Origin of the sequence: Edwardsiella ictaluri ATCC 33202 (assembly GCF_000264785.1) — a bacterium.
GTDB classification, from domain to species: domain Bacteria; phylum Pseudomonadota; class Gammaproteobacteria; order Enterobacterales; family Enterobacteriaceae; genus Edwardsiella; species Edwardsiella ictaluri.
This window is the reverse complement of sequence record NZ_AFJI01000047.1, coordinates 88788-108310: the sequence shown is the minus strand read 5'-3', so window position 1 is coordinate 108310 and position 19523 is coordinate 88788. Positions and strand designations below refer to the sequence as shown.

Genomic DNA, 19523 nt, shown 5'->3' with positions numbered 1-19523 from the left:
ACCCATTGCTGGGGATCCCTCAGTGCATCGCGGGGTTTTTTATTTTTGTATTATTATCACATAGCCTCACGCTGACTCTACACCCGACGTCGTAAAAATAAATTATTGTAGATATCATCCGTAATTTATTAACTCTGGTTGAAAGGCTTTAAAAGTATTTTTTGTCATTGTGTGAAATGCAACGCCTTATTTCTTGATGTGAAACAAATAGGATAGCAGTGAAATGCGTACTCTTTTTAAGAGAGCTTGACTCAGATCGTGGCGTTGCATAGCCAGTGTATAATTTTAATTATCATGAAATTTTTAGCGTCATCTTGAATGCTCTCAGCGTTATTGCGGGATCGATTTGGAGCCTATTACCTCTTTTCTGCTTTTTTGAGTATGCCGCTATTTCCAGTAGGGAAAGTGGTATTAACCAGTAGAAAGCAAAATAAAAGTGAGCATGCTATGAAAAAAAACAGTCGGACGGCGTTACTGGATGCGTCGCTGAGTCGGCGGAGCGTGGTGAAAGGAGGGGCGATCGGCGGACTGGCAGCGGCCAGCGGCGCGCTGTCATTGCCCTTTGTCCGCCAGACTCAGGCCGCGCCAGCGCAGAATAAGCCGATGGTGCAGGGTGAGAAGGTGATCTGGAGCGCCTGTACCGTTAACTGTGGCAGCCGTTGCCCGCTGCGGATGCACGTAGTCGATGGTGAAATCACCTATGCCGAAACCGATAATAGCGGCGACGATCGCTACGAGGGGCTGCATCAGGTGCGCGCCTGCCTGCGCGGCCGTTCGATGCGTCGCCGGGTCTACAACGCCGATCGTTTAAAATATCCGATGAAGCGGGTCGGCAAGCGCGGCGAGGGAAAATTTAAGCGCATCACCTGGGAAGAGGCGTTCGACACTGTCGCCGTCAGCATGAAGGAGATCATCAAGACCTACGGTAACGAGGCCATTTACCTGAACTATGGCACCGGGACGCTGGGCGGCACCCTGACCCGATCATGGCCGCCGGGGGCGACGCTGCTCGCCCGGCTGATGAACTGCTGCGGTGGTTATCTCAACCACTATGGCGACTACAGCACCGCGCAAATCGCCGCCGGATTGAACTACACCTATGGCGGCTGGGCCGACGGCAACAGTCCGTCGGACATTGAAAACAGCCAGCTGGTGGTGATGTTCGGTAATAATCCGGGCGAAACCCGGATGAGCGGCGGCGGCGTGACCTACTATGTGGAGCAGGCGCGCGCCAAGTCCAATGCGAAAATGATCATTATTGACCCGCGCTACACCGACACCGGCGCCGGGCGTGAGGATGAGTGGATCCCGATCCGTCCCGGTACCGATGCGGCGCTGGCGGCGGGACTGGCCCATGTGCTGATCACCGAGGCGATGGTCGATCAGCCATTCCTGGATCGCTACTGTGTCGGTTATGACGAGCGTACCCTGCCCGCGGGCGCACCGGCCAACGGCCACTATAAGGCCTATATTCTGGGCCAGGGGCCGGATAAAACCGCCAAGACACCGGCCTGGGCGGCGGCGATCACCGGGATCCCGCAGGATAAGATCATCAAGCTGGCGCGGGAGATCGGTCGCGCCAAACCGGCCTATATCTGCCAGGGCTGGGGGCCGCAGCGTCACGCCAACGGTGAGCTGACGTCGCGCGCCATCGCCATGCTGCCGATCCTGACCGGCAACGTGGGAATCAACGGGGGCAACAGTGGCGCCCGCGAAGGCTCCTACAGCCTGCCGTTTGTGCGGATGCCGACGCTGGAGAACCCGGTGAAGACCAGCATCTCGATGTTCCTGTGGACCGATGCCATCGTGCGGGGGGCGGAGATGACGGCTACGCGTGACGGGGTGCGCGGCAAGGAGAAGCTGGATGTCCCGATCAAGATGATCTGGAACTACGCCGGTAACTGCTTAATTAACCAGCATTCAGAGGTCAACCGTACCCACGAAATCCTGCAGGATGACAGTAAGTGCGAGATGATTGTGGTGATCGATAACCATATGACCGCCTCGGCCAAGTATGCCGATATCCTGCTGCCGGACTGCACCGCCTCCGAGCAGATGGACTTCTGCCTGGATGCCTCCTGCGGCAATATGAGCTATGTGATCTTTGCCGACCAGGTCATTGCGCCGCGCTTCGAATGCCGCACCATCTATGACATGACCAGTGAGATCGCCAAGCGAATGGGCGTCGGCCAGCAGTTTACCGAGGGACGCAGCCAAGAAGAGTGGCTACGCCACCTGTACGCCCAGTCGCAGCAGGCGATCCCGGGGCTGCCGTCGTTTGAGGCGTTCCGCAGCCAGGGGATCTACAAGCAGCGAGATCCGCAGGGACACCACGTGGCCTACCGCGACTTCCGCACCGATCCAAAGACGTATCCCCTGAGCACGCCGTCGGGCAAAATCGAGATCTACTCCGCCGCGCTGGCCGAGATCGCCGCCACCTGGCAGCTGGGGCCGGACGACGTCATCGATCCGCTGCCGATCTACAGCCCCGGATTTGAAAGCTATCAAGATCCGCTGATCGCCAGGTTCCCACTGCAGCTGAGCGGTTTTCACTATAAGGCGCGCACCCACTCCACCTATGGCAACGTGGACGTGCTGAAGGCGGCTTGTCCCCAGGAGATGTGGATCAATCCGCTGGATGCCGCTCCGCGCGGTATCGCCCAGGGCGATCTGGTGCGGATCTACAACGATCGCGGCGAGGTGCGCATCAGCGCCAAGGTGACGCCGCGCGTGCTGCCCGGTGTTGTGGCGCTGAGCGAAGGGGCCTGGTATAGCCCGGACGGCGAGCGGGTCGACTACGGCGGCTGTATTAACGTCCTGACGACTCAGCGCCCGTCGCCGCTGGCCAAGGGGAATCCGTCACACACCAATCTGGTACAGGTTGCCAAGGCCTAAGGAGTCGCTGATGACAACGCAATACGGTTTTTATATCGACTCCAGCCGCTGCACCGGGTGTAAGACCTGCGAGCTGGCCTGTAAGGATTACAAGGATCTGACGCCGGACGTCAGCTTCCGCCGCATCTATGAGTACGCCGGCGGCGAGTGGCAGCGCGAGGGCGACGGCTGGCATCATGACGTGTTTGCCTACTATCTCTCGATCTCCTGCAACCACTGCGACGACCCCGCCTGCGTGAAGGTGTGCCCGAGCGGCGCGATGCACAAGCGGGAGGACGGCTTTGTGGTGGTGGACGAATCGGTGTGCATCGGCTGCCGCTATTGCCACATGGCCTGTCCCTACGGCGCGCCGCAGTACAATGCGCAGAAGGGGCATATGACCAAGTGCGATGGCTGCTATGAGCGGGTGGCGCAGGGGCAGAAGCCGATCTGCGTCGAGTCTTGTCCGCTGCGTGCGCTCGATATGGGGCCGATCGCGGAGCTGCGTGCCCGCCACGGTGATCTGGCCGCGGTAGCGCCGCTGCCGGCGGCGCACTATACCCGGCCGAACCTGGTGCTGAAGCCGAATGCCAACAGCCGTCCGGTTGGTGATACCTGCGGCTACCTGGCAAATCCAAAGGAGGTCTGAGATGGGAATGGGATGGCATGAATGGCCGTTGATGATCTTCACGGTGCTGGGGCAGAGCGTGGCCGGTGCCTTTATCGTGATGGCGGCGGTACTGCTGCGCGGGAATCTGGAGGCCGATCGCGCCCTGCGGATCCAGGGGAGGATGTTCTTCCTGTGGCTGCTGCTGGGGATCGCCTTTATGGCCTCGGCGCTGCATCTGGGCTCGCCGCTGCGCGCCATGAACTCGCTGAACCGGATCGGGGCCTCTGGGTTGAGCAACGAGATCCTGTGCGGTTCGCTGTTCTTTGCCGCCGGGGGACTGTACTGGTTGCTGGCGGTATTGGGCAAGATGCCCGTCGTCCTGGGGCGCCTGTGGCTGATGCTGACGATGGCGATGGCGCTGCTGTTTGTCTGGGGGATGAGTCAGGTGTACCAGATCAATACGGTGCCGACCTGGTATAGCGGGTATACCACGCTGAGTTTCTTTGTCACCATGCTGATCGGCGGGCCGCTGCTGGGCTATCTGCTGCTGCGCTCGGTGGAGATGGAGAGCGCCTCGCTGTACCTGCTGCCCCTGATTAGCTGCTTCGCCGCGCTGGTCGGCGTGGTGTCCGCCGGCATGCAGGGGAGTGGTCTGGCCACTATCCACAGCGCGGTGCAGCAGGCCTATGCCCTGGTTCCGGATTTTGCCGGTCTGCTGGCGCTGCGCAGCGTGCTGCTGGCGCTTGGGCTGGGCTGCTGGCTGTGTCCGCTGCTGCGCAGCAGGGCACCGTCGCCGATGACGCTGGCGCTTGCCCTGATTCTGGTACTGGCGGGTGAGCTGGTGGGACGCGGGGTGTTCTATGGCCTGCATATGAGCGTCGGCGTGGTGGTTTCCGGCTGATGACAGAGTGGGGCGGTGCCAGGGCGCCGCCCAATAGCGTAAGGAATGCGTTGGTTATGTTACAACCTGAACAACTGCAGGATATGGCGCTGACGGCGCGGGCGCTGGGGGCCTTGTTATACTGGCCGCCGGACAGTGAGCAGGTGGCTCCGCTGGTGGCGCTGCTGCGTCAGCCACAGGAGACGCTGCGCTGGCCCTATGGCTCGTCGGCGCAGCGTGAACACTGCGCCGCGCTATTGTGCGCCCCTGCGCAGGAGTCGCTGGCCTCGGCTCATCAGCGGCTGTTTATCGGCCCCCATGCGCTGACGGCGCCGCCCTGGGGATCGGTCTATCTGGATCGGGAGAGCGTGCTGTTCGGTGAGTCTACCCTGGCGCTGCGCCACTGGATGGGTGAGCAGGGGATCAGCTGGCAGTCAGACGCCCGCGAGCCGGAGGATCATATCGGTATTTTGCTGCTGATGACCGCCTGGCTGGCCGAGGGGCAGCCGCAGCAGCTTCCGGCACTGCTGCAGCAACATCTGTTGCCGTGGGGCGGACGCTATCTGACGCTGCTGCAGCAGGGCGCGGATCATCCGTTTTATCAGGGGCTGGCGTCGCTGGCGGCGTTGACGCTGCAGGCGTGGCAGCGCCAGCTCGCCATCGCCGACAGCGATGTACGGCTCTATCGCTGATGGGCGGCCGTCGCGACGAACGCTACTATCGCGCCTGGATGATGCACCGTCACGTCAGCCGGCGTGGCCTGCTGCGCGGTCTGCTGGGGGGAGGGCGCCAAGCGCAGCGGCAGGCAGCGCGGATCGCCGAATGCCGGGCCGCGGGGAGGCCGCCTTATGCGCTGGCGGAGGCGGCCTTCTTGGCCAGCTGCGATGGCTGCGGGGAGTGCGTCGCAGCCTGCCCCTATGGACTCATCGCTCTGCACGAAGGGCGCGCCTGGCTGGATATCGCCTTTTGCGCCTGCGACACGCAGCGCTGCCGGGCCTGTGTCGACGCCTGCCCCACAGGGGCGCTGCAGCCGTGGTTCCCCGCGGATACCGCCTGGCGCCCGCAGGTTGGCCCACACTGCCTGGGCCGTTACTCTGGGTGTCGCCTGTGTCAGCGGGCCTGCCCCCGGCAGGCGCTGCACTTCGACGACGCGGGACTGCCGCAGCTTGAGGAGAGCGTCTGCGATGGCTGTGGCCAGTGCAAAATCGCCTGTCACGATGGCCATTTGCAGCTGGTTGCCGCCGTCGCGCGCGGGAGAGGGTAACGCAGTGCCCGTCCGCTGGCTGACCGCTGCTGAGTAATTAACGAGCCATTGACATTTTTGTCACCGGTGGCATGATGCGCACACTTTGTCTGTCTGTGCGGTCACTCTTCCATGCTCTCGCTCTCTCGCCCGGTGCTGCTGCTGCTCTGCGGGCTACTACTGCTGACGGTTGCCATGGCCTTACTCAATACGCTGGTGCCGCTGTGGCTGGATCAGCAGCACCTGGTGACGTGGCAGGTCGGGGTGGTGGGCTCAGCCTATTTTCTTGGCAATCTGGTCGGGACGCTGGTCACCGGGCGCGTGATCCTGTGGCGTGGCTTCAATCAGAGCTACTACTACGCCTGCCTGCTGTTTGCCGCCTCGACGGCGGCGCTGGGGATCGCCAGTGAATTCTGGGGTTGGCTCCTGTGGCGTTTCCTGGCCGGGATCGGCTGTGCCATGATCTGGGTGATCGTCGAGAGTGCCCTGCTGCGCAGCGGTAGCAACGCTAACCGGGGGCAGCTGCTGGCGGCCTATATGACTATCTACTATCTGGGCACCGTACTGGGGCAGCTGGCGCTGGGGGTGATCTCGACGGCGCTGCTGAGGGTGATCCCCGGGACGACGGCACTGATGGTGGTGGCGATGCTGCCGCTGTGTTTTGCCCGTATCGAGCAGCCTCAGCCGCGGCATACGGTGCTGGCGATCTGGCCGCTTCTACGCCGTCGCAGCGTCTGGCTGGGGGTGAGCGGCTGCGTTGTTTCCGGGGCGATACTGGGCACCCTGTATGGGCTACTGCCGCTGTATCTGAGCCATCAGGGGATCAGCGATGCCCGCATTGGCTATTGGATGGCGCTGCTGGTCAGCGCGGGGATCCTCGGCCAGTGGCCGGTAGGGCGCCTGGCCGATCGCTATGGCCGCCTGCGGGTGCTGCGGGCACAGGTTATGCTGCTGATCCTCAGCTGTCTGGTAATGCTGTCGACGCCACAGGGGGCGATGGCTGCGCTGGTTATTTTGGGCGGGGCCGGGTTTACTCTTTACCCTGTCGCCATGTCGTGGGCGTGTGAGCGGGCCGATCGCCATGAGCTGGTGGTGATGAATCAGGTGCTGCTGATAAGCTATACCCTGGGTAGCTTGGCCGGACCTACGCTGGTGGCGCTGTTGATGCAGCATTTCTCCGATCGCTGGATGTTTGTGATAATCGCTGTGATTGCGCTGTGCTATTGGCTGATGTTGTGGCGACGCCCCGAAGGACACTCCGCGCTGCCGACGGCCTAAAGCAAGACACCCTGCGCAGGGCTCAGGGTGTCTTTATGGTGCGGCATAGACCCACCCGCGTGGTGGGACAGGGTTCTGCTGTCAGCGCAGCAGCGTGGCCTGAATTCGGGCCCCCAGCATGTTCTGGCTGGTTGCCTGGGTGAACAGCTCGAAGCCGTTGTTGATCTCCAGCCAGTTTTCGATCCGGCCGTGCAAATCATACAGTGCCTGCTGCGTCCCGGCGGAGAGCGTGATAATCAGGGTCACTTCAGCTCCATCTGGCATGACGACCGGTTTATCACACTTGAGTACGGATGCTTCCCCCTTCTCACTGAGTACCCCATGCTGCGGTTGGGCGAATACCAGCATCACACCTTCGCGTACCATGAAATCCTGCTTGCCCCGTTTCAGTGAGTCGATGATGTGCAGCGGATAATGGGCGCTAATCTTCTTATCGCTGATCAGCGGTTGACAGGCAAGATGGATGGCATGGCGCCAGCTCAGCGGCTGATGGCAATACTGCCAGCGTTGGTCGAGAGTTGCATCAATAGACATAAAATCCTCCGGTAACCTTGTACCTGAAATAATTATCTATGCTGTCCCTAATGATAATTTCATTGAGCCGTCTACAGTCGCAGTGACAATGAGGCGTGGGTACAAGTTCAGCATTAAAATAACGATACATCACACGTAATAGATTGATTAATAATGCTTAATCTCTTGCGGTGTAAAAGCAGTGTATCGACTCAGGTCATAGAAGTCACTGACTAGAAGAATTTCTAATAATCGCGACTATCTCATTACATTACTTAAATTATCGCCATTATATTAGCGTAATAATTCAACAAAAAGAGATTATGTGCGATGAATATCCTAAACGTAACCTAAATAGCATGATAAATGCTATATCGAGTATCGATTGGGCCTGCGGGGAAAATGGCCTCCGGAAAGGAGGCCTCCCACAGAAAATGCTATTTATAAATTTCAGCGGTTGCAGTGGTATTGCTACCCATGCCGGTAGAGCCTATCGAGGTGATCTGGAAGTAGTTTCCCCCCTGCTGCGTGGTTTTCTGCGCCAAGGCATCGACGGCCTGCTCCAGCGTGCCGTTGGGGATCTGGATCCGTACGGCGCCGATACGCTGCTGATCCATGGCCTGACGGGCATCGATCTGGCTGGCGGCGAAAGCGGAGGTGGCGCTGAGCAGCAGGGCCAGGGTGGTTGCGATAGTATAGGTTTTCATCGGATTTCCTTTTTGTTTTTGCAGGTCAATAGCATTGTCTTAATCAGCCAATACGTGATTACAGCGCTGTAGTCAGGTTAATGAGCCACTCCGGAGACAGCACGATGAGCCATTTCTCCAGGGTTTTATCCAGGCCACTCAGCACCAGCAGTCCGACGGTGAGCAGGCTCCAGCCCATGATCTTGCGGCCGGACTCCCCCAGCTGCACCAGCTTAGCGCGGCGCTGCAGGAAAAATCGGCGCGATAGCATACCGATCGCCATCAGCGGCACCAGCGCGCCGAGGCTAAACACCAGCATGACGACGCTGACGCTGAGCAGACTTTCGCCGCGGCTGGCCAGGGCGATGGCGGCGCCCAAGGTTGGACCGATACAAGGGGTCCAGACCAGTCCCAGCAGTAGTCCGACGATCAGCTGTCCGGCGGCGGAGCGCGGTTGAAAGGCGCTGAGCCAGGTCTGCCCGTGTCCAGTCAATGCGCTGGTTTTCAGGCTCATCCAGGCCTGTATCCGGCGGTTCAATAGCCACAGTGCGACCAGTAGCATCAGCAGGGCGGCGCCGTAGCGCAGCGTACGGCCGTCAAATCCCAGGCTGAAGCCCAGCGAGGCGACGAGCACGCCGGTCAGGGTAAACGCCACGGCCATACCGGCGGCAAGGAACAGCAGCCCCCAGCGGCTGCGATCCATCGCCGATGAGGCCACGATAGGCAGGATCGGCAGGACGCAGGGGGAGAGGGTCGTCAGCATGCCGGCCAGCAGGCTGAATCCCAGTGTCAGCAGGCTTATCTCCATGGGATGTCCTCAGCGGCCCAGAAACTCTGAGAGCGCGCTGGGCGACGTTTCGCCAATGCTGCGGCGGATCTCCTGACCGTGACGATAGAGGATCAGGGTGCTTTGCTGGCTGACGCGAAACTGCTGCAGCGCCGTCTTTTGGGTATCGAAGTTGACCTTAAAGACGCGCAGATCGCGCTGTGTCGGCTGGGCAAACAATGGCGTGAGTTCACGCTCCTGTCGTTTGCAAACCGGACACCAGTCGGCGTAGACGTCAATCAGCACCGGCGCGCCGCTGGCCTGTGCCTGGGTAAAGGCGGCGTCGCTATAGGGCTCTACGCTGGCGGCCTGAACGGCCGCTGACAGCAGCAGGGCGGGAATAAACAGTAGGGTGCTCAGGGTTTTCATTATGCTACCTCCGCGGTCGTCGGGGTCTGCATCGCCGCACGGCTGCGCTCGGCAATACTCAGGCTGATGCCCAGGAATGCCAGATCCTTAAACAGGAAAAACTCGGTTACCGGCACTCCGTCGACCACCTTGAATACGCCCGGAGTGGTAAACATGAAGCTCAGGGTGACCAGGAAAATTACGCTGGCGGCAATCCCGGCACAGAAGCCGATGTGCGGTCGCGTGATACCGATCAGCAGCGCGACGCCCACCACGATTTCGCTCAGACCGATCAGGTTGGAGACGGTCTGGACGCTGAATACGCCATACAGCCAGCCCATCAGAAAATGGTGTTCTACCAGTGGCTTGATTGCATCGGCTTCGGTTGGTGTAAATTTGAAGATGCCGAGCCAAATCAGGATCAGTGCCGTTGCCCACAGGCCGATCAGATAGCCGCGCCGTCCGCTGGATTTGCATGAATTCATAATTCCACCTTTTTGTAATGTTCGATACAATATAATATTGTGGTATTGGAAAGTTGAGTCAAGTGTTTTTGTATTCATCGATACAAAAATCGATACGCAGGGTAAAAATGAAAGAGCACAGCAATAAAAAGGCAGGGCGGCCACAGAGGTTTGAGCGTGAGCAGGTATTGGATAAGCTGCTGCATCTTTTCTGGATGCAGGGCTATGAGGGAACCTCTATCGCCGAAATCGTGAAGTGTGCGGGGATTAACCCACCGACGCTGTATGCTTCATTTGGCACTAAGGAGCAGGTGTTTGCGCTGGTGATGGAGCGTTATGTCTCGCAATACCTGAGCCAGGTGATCGCCAGCATCGAGATGCCGGGGCTGTCGGTTCCGGCCCGGCTGGAGCTGTTTTTAACCCGCTTTGTCGAGGTGATCACCCAGCCTGGCTATCCGCGCGGCTGCATGCTGCTGTTTGAGTTGTTCACCTACCACAAAAAGCCTCCGGCGGTCTTTACCGGTCTGTATAGTGCCGGGCTTGCCTTTTTCAACGAATTCTGCATGATGGTGGCGCAGGGGATTGAACACGGTGAGATCCATGGCGCGGGTACGCCACAGGAGACGGCGACGCTGATCCTGGCCTTCGAAAAGGGGCTGGCCATGCAGGCTAAGGCGGGGAGCGATCGCGATATGCTGCTGCATATTAGCCGCCAGTTTGTGCAGATGCTGACGCATTAAGCAGGCTATCGGGTCAGAGAGAGACGCGGCGCCGTCGGCGTCGCGCCGGGAGTGTACCAGGCTTAATAGATAACCTTGTGACCATACTCGGTCAGAATGCCTTTAACCTTCTCCATGATCTCGCGGGAGGGGGGCTTCACGTCGCCCAGCTGATAGGTTTCCCCCATCGCTTCCCACTTGTGCTTGCCAAGCTCATGGTAGGGCAGCAGTTCTATCTTTTCGATATTCTTCATATCCTTGGTGAATTCGCCCAGCAGGCGCGCCGAGGCCTCATCGTCTGACCAGCCCGGGACCACCACGTAGCGGATCCAGGTTTTCTGGTTGCGTTTGGCCAGGTAGCGGCAAAACTCCAGGGTGCGATGGTTGGAGACACCGACCAGATTCTTATGGATATCGTCGTTCATCTGCTTGAGGTCGAGCATCACCAGGTCGGTGACGTCCAGCAGCTCATCAATGACCGGATCGTAACGGCGAACGAAGCCGTTGGTGTCCAGGCAGGTGTGGATGCCCTCGGCCTGACAGGCGCGGAACCAGTCGCGCACAAACTCGGCCTGCAGCATGGCTTCGCCGCCGGAGGCCGTCACGCCGCCGCCGGAGGCATTCATAAAGTGGCGGTAGGTGACGGTGTCTTTCATCAGTTCTTCTACGGTGACCTCTTTGCCGCCGTGGGTATCCCAGGTGTCGCGGTTATGGCAATACAGGCAGCGCATCAGGCAGCCCTGGAAGAAGGTGATAAAGCGGATGCCTGGGCCGTCAACGGTACCGCAGGATTCGAACGAGTGGATGCGACCTGTTACTGACATTGCGGGGTTATCTCCAAAATTGACTGATCAATAGCAGTCATAAAACCATATGAGGCAGGCCGATATGTGGATAGCGCCCTGTCCCGATGGTAGTAACTGTTTTGCCCGGTATCCCTTGGCGTCAGCGTGCCAGAGAGCGACCCGGCAAAACAGTCAATCCTGTTGTTTTTTGGATAGTTTAGTCTGTGCCTGACTCCGGATGATAAAAAGGCCCCACCGGGGTGGAGCCTTTATTTTATGCCATTTTACGCGGTCAGGGAATTAGATGGACTGCGTGAAGGTACGGGTAATAACGTCCTGCTGCTGCTCTTTGGTCAGCGAGTTGAAGCGGACGGCATAGCCGGATACACGGATGGTCAGCTGCGGATATTTCTCCGGGTTTTCCATCGCATCCAGCAGCATTTCACGGTTCATGACGTTGACGTTCAGGTGCTGACCGCCTTCGATGGAGGCTTCGTGGTGGAAGTAACCATCCATCAGGCCAGCCAGGTTGGCTTTACGTACCTCGTCATCTTTACCCAGTGCGTTCGGTACGATGGAGAAGGTATAGGAGATACCATCCTTCGCGTAGGCGAACGGCAGTTTGGCGACGGAGGTCAGAGAGGCAACGGCACCTTTCTGATCGCGGCCGTGCATCGGGTTGGCACCCGGGCCAAACGGTGCACCGGCGCGACGGCCGTCCGGGGTATTACCGGTCTTCTTACCATAAACCACGTTAGAGGTGATGGTCAGTACAGACTGGGTCGGGGTAGCGCCACGGTAGGTGTTCAGTTTCTGAATTTTCTTCATGAAACGTTCAACCAGGTCGCAGGCCATGTCGTCAACGCGCGGATCGTTGTTACCGAACTGCGGGTATTCGCCTTCAATGTCAAAGTCGATGGCCAGACCGTTTTCGTCACGGATCGGCTTAACTTTGGCGTACTTGATGGCGGACAGGGAGTCGGCGGCAACGGACAGACCGGCGATACCACAGGCCATGGTACGGAACACGTCACGATCGTGCAGCGCCATCAGAGAGGCTTCGTAGCTGTACTTGTCGTGCATGTAGTGGATGATGTTCAGGGCGGTGACATACTGCTTGGCCAGCCAGTCCATGAAGTGATCCATGCGCTCCATCACTTCGTCGAAGTTCAGAACGTCGCCTTTGATCGGCTCAGATTTCGGACCGACCTGCATCTTCAGTTTTTCGTCCACGCCGCCGTTGATTGCGTACAGCATGGTTTTTGCCAGGTTAGCGCGGGCGCCGAAGAACTGCATCTGCTTGCCGACAACCATCGGGCTTACGCAGCAGGCGATAGCGTAGTCGTCGTTGTTGAAGTCTGGACGCATCAGGTCATCGTTCTCATACTGTACGGATGAGGTATCGATGGAAACCTTGGCTGCATATTTTTTGAACGCCAGCGGCAGTTTTTCAGACCACAGGATGGTTATGTTCGGTTCCGGAGACGGCCCCATGGTGTACAGGGTGTTCAGGAAACGGAAGCTGGTGCGGGTAACCAGGGTACGACCGTCCAGGCCCATACCGGCCAGGGATTCGGTTGCCCAGATCGGGTCGCCGGAGAACAGCTCATCGTACTCCGGAGTACGCAGGAAACGCACCATACGCAGTTTCATGACCAGGTGGTCGATCATTTCCTGCGCTTCTTCTTCGGTCAGTTTGCCGGCTTTCAGGTCGCGTTCGATGTAGATATCCAGGAAGCTGGATACACGGCCGAAGGACATGGCAGCGCCGTTCTGGGACTTAACTGCGGCCAGGTAGCCGAAGTAGGTCCACTGTACGGCTTCGCGGGCGTTGGTAGCCGGACCGGAGATATCGCAGCCGTATTTGGCCGCCATCTCTTTGATCTGAGCCAGCGCACGGTGCTGTTCAGAGATCTCTTCACGCAGACGGATGGTCGCTTCCAGATCGATGCCGTTTTCCAGTTTTTCCTGCAGAGAGGTGAACTGGGCAAACTTGTCTTTCATCAGGTAGTCGATACCGTATACGGCGATACGACGGTAGTCACCGATGATACGGCCACGGCCGTAGGCATCCGGCAGACCGGTCAGCACGCCGGATTTACGGCAGCGCAGGATGTCCGGGGTGTAAACGTCGAATACACCCTGGTTGTGGGTCTTACGGTATTCGGTGAAGATCTTCTTGATCATCGGGTCCAGTTCGCGGTTGTACGCTTTGCAGGAACCTTCGACCATCTTGATGCCGCCAAACGGGATGATGGCGCGCTTCAGCGGAGCATCGGTCTGCAGACCGACGATCTGCTCCAGATCTTTAGTGATGTAACCGGCGTCGTGCGCGGTAATGGTAGAGGCGATGTTGGTATCAAAATCGACCGGCGCATGAGTACGGTTTTCGATTTTGATGCCTTCCATGACTTTGTCCCACAGGGCAGTCGTCGCAGGGGTGGCACCGGCCAAGAAGGACTCGTCACCTTCATACGGGGTGTAGTTTTTCTGGATAAAGTCACGAATGTTGACTTCGTTCTGCCAGTCGCCGCCGGTGAAACCTTCCCATGCAGCTGCTTGTTTTTCATTAAGTTCGGTCATTTAACACCTACCTTCTAGTGTGGATTTCTTTGTAAACCCGTCCCTGCTCGGGATAAACATTACATTAATGCTTATCGCCGCCGCGCAGATAAATTACCCAGTATGTCAGACCCACCAGCAGGCCACCGCCGATGATATTCCCGAGCGTGACCGGGATCAGGTTGGCCGTAATAAAGTGACTTACTGTCAGGTTTGAGAACTGTTCCGGTGCAGCGCCTACTGCCTGCCAAAACTCCGGCGTTGCAAAATTTTTGATTACGATAGCAAAGGGGATCATAAACATGTTTGCGATGCTGTGCTCAAAGCCACTGGCAACAAACATGGCCACCGGTAGGACCATGGCAAACATTTTGTCCATCAGACTGCGTCCGGAGTAACTCATCCATACAGCCAGACAGACCATGAGGTTAGCCAGAATGCCCAGGCAGACGGCTTCAACAAAGGTGTGGTGCATCTTGTGATCGGCTGTTTGGAGCACATTAAGTCCCCAGCCGCCGTTTGCAACCATATACTCGCCGGCAAACCACATCAGCGCCACGAAAAACAGCGCGCCGATCAGATTGCCGACGTAGACATTCAGCCAGTTTAAACCCAGTTGTTTCCAGGTGACACGGCCGCTGGCTTTGGCGACCACGATCAGTACGGTAGAGGTAAACAGATCGGCGCCACAGACGACGACCAGCATCAAACCGAGCGAGAAGCAGATACCGCCCACCAGCTTGGCCAGGCCAAACGGAACAGTGGCAGTTCCTGTCGTAACGGTGATGTAAAAGGTGAAGGCGATAGAAATGAAGACACCAGCGGTGATCGCTAAATAAAAGGTTTTTAGCGGGTGCTTAGTGGCTTTGTAAACACCGGCATCTTCGGCCACTTTGGCCATTGCTGCGGGTAAAAGTAGGTCAAAGGGGTTGTCAGCTTTCACACTAACTCTCTCTTAAGATTAATCAGCGCCGAGATACTAGCAAAGCAGTATACGGCAAAAATTGACATGGATCATGTTGAATGGCAGTGAATCAGGCAAAAATACCTCAAAAACAGAGGGTTAATAACAAAACTTATTGAAATAGAAAGGAAAAAAAATTTTTAAAATTTACGCTATGAGTTGAAAAAAACCGTTGTGACAGTCGAAAGAAAAGCAGAAATATCGTTATAGAGGTAATGCTATCGTGTGTTTATTGATTTTTTTGTTTTTTTTATGTTGCTCGTGTGAATTTCTTGTTGTAACGCAACGGTAATACTGCCACCGCCCACGGTAATACTGCCACCGCCCGTGACCGCGCGGTGAACAGCATAAGGTGTAAGGCGTGTGCTGTAAACCGGCGATCACCGCGGTGGTCGCCAGCTGCTGTATATCAGGCTTGCCAGAATCGACGCTTGGCTTGCTGTAGTTTTTCATAGGCCGCCAGCATGGCCCGGTGGGCCGGCAGCGCGCTGAACGCGTCGTCGACCGCCGTCAGCCCGTGGAAGCGCAGATCGCCGTTCAGGCTGGCCAGCACCGTCTCAAGGATGTCTGTGCCGTACATGCGCGCAAAGGCCTCCATATATTGGTCGGGATCGCGCTGCTCCTCCATCGCCAGCAGCAGCAGGGTGTGCAGGCAGCGGTAAAACGCGGCGCGCTCGGCGCTGAAGACGGAGGCATTGAACTCCTGGGTCCACTCCGTCCAGATCAGTGCCTGCTCCAGATCGCCGCCGGCCAGCGCCAGCAGCGCCTTCAATTCACCGATACGCAGGGTATGCCAGGCGCTGGTGCTGTCACAGACGATGCCCAGCAGCTCCCGCACCCGGGTAAAGTCATCCATCCCCTCGTCATCCAGGCGCGCCAGCAGCTGCAGGTACTCCTCCTCTTCCCATTCGCTGTCTGGCAGCTGCAGCAGGGTAGTGCGCAGGCCGGCGCCCATGCTGTTGTTGGCCAGCAGCAGATCCTCCGCCGGATAGATGTCGGACATGCCCGGTGCCAGGATGCGGCAGGCGTCGACGCCCAGATGCCGGTAGTCGGCGATATAGACCTCTTGACCATCGCGGGCGAACAGCGCCATCAGGGTGGCGAACTCCTGCTCGCTGCTGCCGCTGAAGTTCCAGTCGACAAACGGGTAGTCGGCATCCGCTTTGAACAGATCCCAAGAGAGGGCGCCGCTGGAGTCGATGAAGTGGGTCTCCAGGTTGGTGTGGTCGGCGACCTCTTCATCATCGAAGGTCGGCGCGGCGAAGACGTCCAGATCCTTCAGGCTGCGGCCCTGCAGCAGCTCGGTGACGGTACGCTCCAGCGCGACGCCAAAGTCCGGGTGAGCGCCGAAAGAGGCGAAGCAGGTGCCGTTGGCCGGGTTGAACAGCACGACGCAGATCACCGGATAGCGTCCACCCAGCGAGGCGTCATAGGCCAGAATCGGGAAGCCTTCGTGCTCCAGGGAGGTGATGGCCTCGACTACCTGGGGATAGCGCGCCAGCGTCTCCGGCGGGATCGCCGGCAGGCTGATGGCTTCGGCGATGATGCGGTTTTTGACATAACGTTCGAAGATTTCCGACATCCCCTGCACCCGGGCCTCGCTGGGGGTATTGCCTGCGGACATCCCGTTGGAGACATACAGATTGCCGATGATATTGACCGGAATATAGACCGTGGCCGAGTCGGACTGGCGGATAAAGGGCAGCGCGCAGATCCCGCGTTCGGCGTTGCCAGACTGCAGATCGATCAGATCGTCGGCGCTCAGATCGCCGTCGGGATCGTAGAAGGTGCGCAGGCTATCGTCCAGCAGCCCGGCAGGCAGGCGGTCATCCTCCGGCAGCGGGAACCATTTTTCGTCCGGATAGTGCACAAAGTCGCCGTTGGCGATGGCGTTGCCCAAATAGAAGTCGGCAAAGAAGTAGTTGGTGGACAGGCGTTCAACATATTCGCCCAGCGCTGAGGCCAGCGCCGCCTTTTTGCTGGCCCCTTTGCCATTGGTGAAGCACTGCGGGCAGTCGCGATCGCGGATATGTACCGACCAGACGTGCGGCACCGGGTTCAGCCAGCTGGCCTCTTCTATATTAAAACCCAGCGCCTGCAGCTGTTGCTGAAAACGATCGATCGAGTCTTCCAGCGCAGCATCTTTGCCGGGGATAAAGGTCTGTGTCATTTGTGTCACTTTATGCGGAGGTCAAAAGCGCATGATACGTTTTTTTAACCTATTCCTCCACGTATTCACTATATCTGTCTGAGGTCACATTTTTTATATGGATGGAATAGATAATTCATACAGTTAATATAAGGAGAATTGGGATGAAGTTAGTCAAGGTTAGCCTGTTGGCATTATTGGTTTCCGGCTTTAGCGGCGCGGCGCTGGCGCTGCCGAGCATCACCATACTGGCGACGGGCGGTACCATTGCCGGCGGCGGCGACTCCGCCACCAAGTCCAACTACACCGCCGGGAAGGTTGGGGTAGAGGCACTGGTGGACGCGGTGCCGCAGCTGAAAAACATTGCCAACATTAAGGGTGAGCAGCTGGTGAATATTGGCTCCCAGGATATGAATGATCAGGTCTGGCTGAAGCTGGCGAAGAAAATCAATGTCGAGTGCAGTAAGACCGACGGGTTTGTGATCACCCACGGCACCGATACGATGGAAGAGACGGCCTATTTCCTGGATCTGACCGTGAAGTGCGACAAACCGGTAGTGTTGGTCGGCGCGATGCGCCCGTCCACGGCGATGAGTGCAGACGGTCCGTTCAACCTGTATAACGCGGTCGTTACCGCTGCCGACCCGGCCTCCGCCAACCGTGGCGTACTGGTTGCGATGAATGACACGGTGCTGGATGGTCGCGACGTGACCAAGACCAACACCACCGGGGTGGAAACCTTTAAGTCCGTCAATTATGGTCCGCTGGGCTATATCCACAACGGCAAGATCGACTATCAGCGCACACCGGCGCGTAAGCACACGACCCAGACGCCGTTTGACGTCAGTAAGTTGACCTCGCTGCCGAAAGTCGGCATCGTCTACAACTATGCCAACGCCAGTGCGCTACCGGTTGAGGCGCTGGTGAAAGACGGCTACCAGGGGATCGTGAGCGCCGGCGTCGGCAACGGCAACATGTATAAGACGGTATTCGACGCGTTGGCCAATGCCGCGCACGACGGCGTTGCGGTGGTTCGCTCCTCCCGCGTGCCGACAGGCTCAACCACGCAGGACGCCGAAGTGGACGACGCCAGGTACGGCTTTATCGCCTCCGGTACGCTGAATCCGCAGAAGGCCCGTATCCTGCTGCAGCTGGCGCTGACGGAGACCAAAAATCCGCAGCAGATCCAGAAAATCTTCAACACCTACGGATAGCGGACGGGGGCATACGTCCCCCGTTTCCCGCCGACCACCCGATGGCGTCCTAGGGCGCCATCCTGCATCTTTCTCCGTCGAATCTTCCGTGTTGGCGACGCTTATGACAGCGGTGCTGCGTCCTCTTGGGGCCATGGCCGACGGCGGCATGGGCACGGCAGGTGATAACCGTTGCGGTGTCTGTTCAGCGGTGATACAACCAAGGGCCTGTCAACCAAACACCTACGGGTGCAATTTAGCGAGAGCGGTGAGTGACATGACTCAGGTTTATAATTTCTGCGCCGGACCAGCGATGCTGCCGGTAGAAGTACTGCGTCGGGCCGAACAGGAGCTGTGTAACTGGCATGGACTGGGGACCTCGGTAATGGAGATCAGCCATCGGGGGGAGGCGTTTATGCAAGTGGCCGCCGAGGCTGAGCAGGATCTGCGCGATTTACTCAAGGTGCCGGCGGATTACCGCATCCTGTTCTGTCACGGCGGTGCCCGCGGTCAGTTTGCCGCGGTACCACTTAACCTGCTGGGTTCTGAGCGGACGGCCCGGGCCGACTATGCCGTCGGCGGCTACTGGGCGCAGAGCGCGGCAAAAGAGGCGCAGCGGTACTGCAATCCCCATGCTATCGATATCGCCCAGCGCGTGGACGGTAAGCTGTCGATGAAGCCCATGGCGCAGTGGGATCTGTTGGAAGAGAGCGCCTATCTGCACTACTGCCCGAATGAAACGATCGACGGCGTCACGATCGATGAGGAGCCTGACTTTGGCGATCGGGTGGTGGTGGCCGATATGTCTTCGACCATTCTCTCACGCCCTATCGACGTGAGTCGCTATGGGCTTATCTACGCCGGTGCCCAGAAGAACGTCGGGCCTGCGGGGATCACGCTGGTGATCGTGCGGGAGGACCTGCTGGGGCGCGCGCGTAGGGAGATCCCGTCGATTTTAGATTATCAGGTATTGGTGGAAAGTGACTCCATGTTCAACACGCCGCCGACCTTTGCCTGGTATCTGTCGGGAATGGTCTTCAAGTGGCTTAAAGAGCAGGGGGGGGTGAGCGAAATGGCGCGCCGTAATCAGGCCAAGGCCGACCTGCTGTATCAGGCGATCGACGGCGGCGAGTTTTACCGCAACGATGTGGCGCCCGCCAACCGTTCGCGGATGAACGTTCCGTTCCAGATGGTGGACAGCGCGCTGGATCCACTGTTTTGGGATGAGGCGCGAAAGGCCGGGCTGCATGCGCTGAAAGGGCATAAGGTCGCCGGTGGTATGCGTGCCTCCATCTATAACGCCATGCCGCTGGCTGGGGTGCAGGCGCTGGTGGCGTTTATGGCAGATTTCGCCCGCCGTCACGGTTGATTTTCTCCGCGTGACGCAGGTCCCGCATCTGCAGGGTTAATGAGATGGTAACCCCACCCT

Annotated in this window: 18 protein-coding genes; 9 read left to right on the top strand and 9 right to left on the bottom strand. The window is 58.4% G+C overall.

Annotated elements, in window-relative coordinates; all coding sequences use genetic code 11:
- Positions 1-447 precede the first annotated feature (447 nt).
- From dmsA to EIEH_RS06275, 6 genes are all read left to right on the top strand, one after another.
- Positions 448-2895, top strand: a complete 2448-nt coding sequence (gene dmsA / locus EIEH_RS06300; protein WP_015871761.1) for a dimethylsulfoxide reductase subunit A — start codon at positions 448-450, stop codon at positions 2893-2895.
- Between the two features lie 10 nt (positions 2896-2905).
- The gene (locus EIEH_RS06295) at positions 2906-3523 is read left to right on the top strand and encodes a DMSO/selenate family reductase complex B subunit (RefSeq protein WP_015871760.1); all 618 of its coding nucleotides are present in this window, start codon (positions 2906-2908) and stop codon (positions 3521-3523) included.
- A gap of 1 nt (position 3524) precedes the next feature.
- Complete coding sequence (locus tag EIEH_RS06290; protein ID WP_015871759.1) at positions 3525-4385, top strand: DmsC/YnfH family molybdoenzyme membrane anchor subunit; 861 nt, start codon at positions 3525-3527, stop codon at positions 4383-4385.
- A gap of 56 nt (positions 4386-4441) precedes the next feature.
- Positions 4442-5056, top strand: coding sequence for a Tat proofreading chaperone DmsD (gene dmsD / locus EIEH_RS06285; RefSeq protein ID WP_035609037.1), 615 nt, complete (start codon positions 4442-4444; stop codon positions 5054-5056).
- Complete coding sequence (locus tag EIEH_RS06280; protein ID WP_015871756.1) at positions 5056-5628, top strand: 4Fe-4S binding protein; 573 nt, start codon at positions 5056-5058, stop codon at positions 5626-5628. Before dmsD ends, EIEH_RS06280 begins: the two co-directional genes overlap by 1 nt.
- Before the next feature lie 111 nt (positions 5629-5739).
- Positions 5740-6885, top strand: coding sequence for an MFS transporter (locus EIEH_RS06275; RefSeq protein WP_015871755.1), 1146 nt, complete (start codon positions 5740-5742; stop codon positions 6883-6885).
- An 81-nt stretch (positions 6886-6966) separates the two neighbouring features.
- On the opposite strand, the gene EIEH_RS06270 is transcribed toward EIEH_RS06275, so the two are convergent.
- The 5 genes from EIEH_RS06270 to EIEH_RS06250 all read right to left on the bottom strand — a co-directional run bounded on the left by EIEH_RS06270 (position 6967) and on the right by EIEH_RS06250 (position 9743).
- Positions 6967-7419 carry a PTS sugar transporter subunit IIA gene (locus tag EIEH_RS06270; RefSeq protein ID WP_015871754.1) on the bottom strand — a complete coding sequence of 151 codons (453 nt, stop codon included), beginning with the start codon at positions 7417-7419 and terminating at the stop codon, positions 6967-6969.
- Between the two features lie 416 nt (positions 7420-7835).
- The gene (locus EIEH_RS06265; RefSeq protein ID WP_015871753.1) at positions 7836-8105 is read right to left on the bottom strand and encodes a YdgH/BhsA/McbA-like domain containing protein; all 270 of its coding nucleotides are present in this window, start codon (positions 8103-8105) and stop codon (positions 7836-7838) included.
- Between the two features lie 58 nt (positions 8106-8163).
- Positions 8164-8892, bottom strand: a complete 729-nt coding sequence (locus EIEH_RS06260; protein ID WP_015871752.1) for a cytochrome c biogenesis CcdA family protein — start codon at positions 8890-8892, stop codon at positions 8164-8166.
- Positions 8893-8901: 9 nt separating this feature from the next.
- Positions 8902-9279 carry a thioredoxin family protein gene (locus EIEH_RS06255; protein ID WP_015871751.1) on the bottom strand — a complete coding sequence of 126 codons (378 nt, stop codon included), beginning with the start codon at positions 9277-9279 and terminating at the stop codon, positions 8902-8904.
- Positions 9279-9743 (bottom strand): DUF417 family protein, encoded by a 465-nt coding sequence (locus EIEH_RS06250; protein ID WP_015871750.1) that lies wholly within the window; start codon positions 9741-9743, stop codon positions 9279-9281. Before EIEH_RS06250 ends, EIEH_RS06255 begins: the two co-directional genes overlap by 1 nt.
- 107 nt (positions 9744-9850) lie before the next feature.
- Here EIEH_RS06250 and EIEH_RS06245 point away from each other — a divergent pair, with 107 nt between their 5' ends.
- The gene (locus tag EIEH_RS06245) at positions 9851-10462 is read left to right on the top strand and encodes a TetR/AcrR family transcriptional regulator (RefSeq protein WP_015871749.1); all 612 of its coding nucleotides are present in this window, start codon (positions 9851-9853) and stop codon (positions 10460-10462) included.
- 62 nt (positions 10463-10524) lie between these two features.
- Here the strand turns inward: EIEH_RS06245 and pflA are convergent, their stop codons facing one another.
- The 4 genes from pflA to ycaO all read right to left on the bottom strand — a co-directional run bounded on the left by pflA (position 10525) and on the right by ycaO (position 16922).
- Complete coding sequence (gene pflA, locus EIEH_RS06240) at positions 10525-11265, bottom strand: pyruvate formate lyase 1-activating protein (RefSeq protein ID WP_015871748.1); 741 nt, start codon at positions 11263-11265, stop codon at positions 10525-10527.
- A 261-nt stretch (positions 11266-11526) separates the two neighbouring features.
- Positions 11527-13809 carry a formate C-acetyltransferase gene (pflB, locus tag EIEH_RS06235; RefSeq protein WP_015871747.1) on the bottom strand — a complete coding sequence of 761 codons (2283 nt, stop codon included), beginning with the start codon at positions 13807-13809 and terminating at the stop codon, positions 11527-11529.
- Between the two features lie 64 nt (positions 13810-13873).
- Positions 13874-14731 carry a formate transporter FocA gene (gene focA, locus EIEH_RS06230; RefSeq protein WP_015871746.1) on the bottom strand — a complete coding sequence of 286 codons (858 nt, stop codon included), beginning with the start codon at positions 14729-14731 and terminating at the stop codon, positions 13874-13876.
- A gap of 430 nt (positions 14732-15161) precedes the next feature.
- The gene (gene ycaO, locus EIEH_RS06225) at positions 15162-16922 is read right to left on the bottom strand and encodes a 30S ribosomal protein S12 methylthiotransferase accessory factor YcaO (RefSeq protein WP_015871745.1); all 1761 of its coding nucleotides are present in this window, start codon (positions 16920-16922) and stop codon (positions 15162-15164) included.
- Between the two features lie 143 nt (positions 16923-17065).
- On the opposite strand from ycaO, the gene ansB reads away from it, so the two are divergent.
- Together ansB and serC are read left to right on the top strand one after the other, a co-directional pair.
- The gene (ansB, locus tag EIEH_RS06220) at positions 17066-18115 is read left to right on the top strand and encodes an L-asparaginase 2 (RefSeq protein WP_015871744.1); all 1050 of its coding nucleotides are present in this window, start codon (positions 17066-17068) and stop codon (positions 18113-18115) included.
- Positions 18116-18371: 256 nt separating this feature from the next.
- Positions 18372-19463 carry a 3-phosphoserine/phosphohydroxythreonine transaminase gene (gene serC / locus EIEH_RS06215; protein ID WP_015871743.1) on the top strand — a complete coding sequence of 364 codons (1092 nt, stop codon included), beginning with the start codon at positions 18372-18374 and terminating at the stop codon, positions 19461-19463.
- The last annotated feature ends 60 nt before the right edge of the window (positions 19464-19523 follow it).

Excerpts from the sequence above, each read along its gene's own strand:
- EIEH_RS06250 (WP_015871750.1), bottom strand. The coding sequence starts at position 9,743 with ATGAATTCATGCAAATCCAGCGGACGGCGCGGCTATCTGATCGGCCTG.
- EIEH_RS06270 (WP_015871754.1), bottom strand. The coding sequence starts at position 7,419 with ATGTCTATTGATGCAACTCTCGACCAACGCTGGCAGTATTGCCATCAG.
- EIEH_RS06245 (WP_015871749.1), top strand. The coding sequence starts at position 9,851 with ATGAAAGAGCACAGCAATAAAAAGGCAGGGCGGCCACAGAGGTTTGAG.
- ansB (WP_015871744.1), top strand. The coding sequence starts at position 17,066 with ATGAAGTTAGTCAAGGTTAGCCTGTTGGCATTATTGGTTTCCGGCTTT.
- pflB (WP_015871747.1), bottom strand. The coding sequence starts at position 13,809 with ATGACCGAACTTAATGAAAAACAAGCAGCTGCATGGGAAGGTTTCACC.
- EIEH_RS06290 (WP_015871759.1), top strand. The coding sequence starts at position 3,525 with ATGGGAATGGGATGGCATGAATGGCCGTTGATGATCTTCACGGTGCTG.
- EIEH_RS06275 (WP_015871755.1), top strand. The coding sequence starts at position 5,740 with ATGCTCTCGCTCTCTCGCCCGGTGCTGCTGCTGCTCTGCGGGCTACTA.
- EIEH_RS06255 (WP_015871751.1), bottom strand. The coding sequence starts at position 9,279 with ATGAAAACCCTGAGCACCCTACTGTTTATTCCCGCCCTGCTGCTGTCA.
- EIEH_RS06265 (WP_015871753.1), bottom strand. The coding sequence starts at position 8,105 with ATGAAAACCTATACTATCGCAACCACCCTGGCCCTGCTGCTCAGCGCC.
- dmsA (WP_015871761.1), top strand. The coding sequence starts at position 448 with ATGAAAAAAAACAGTCGGACGGCGTTACTGGATGCGTCGCTGAGTCGG.
- EIEH_RS06295 (WP_015871760.1), top strand. The coding sequence starts at position 2,906 with ATGACAACGCAATACGGTTTTTATATCGACTCCAGCCGCTGCACCGGG.
- EIEH_RS06260 (WP_015871752.1), bottom strand. The coding sequence starts at position 8,892 with ATGGAGATAAGCCTGCTGACACTGGGATTCAGCCTGCTGGCCGGCATG.
- EIEH_RS06280 (WP_015871756.1), top strand. The coding sequence starts at position 5,056 with ATGGGCGGCCGTCGCGACGAACGCTACTATCGCGCCTGGATGATGCAC.
- serC (WP_015871743.1), top strand. The coding sequence starts at position 18,372 with ATGACTCAGGTTTATAATTTCTGCGCCGGACCAGCGATGCTGCCGGTA.
- pflA (WP_015871748.1), bottom strand. The coding sequence starts at position 11,265 with ATGTCAGTAACAGGTCGCATCCACTCGTTCGAATCCTGCGGTACCGTT.
- dmsD (WP_035609037.1), top strand. The coding sequence starts at position 4,442 with ATGTTACAACCTGAACAACTGCAGGATATGGCGCTGACGGCGCGGGCG.
- ycaO (WP_015871745.1), bottom strand. The coding sequence starts at position 16,922 with ATGACACAGACCTTTATCCCCGGCAAAGATGCTGCGCTGGAAGACTCG.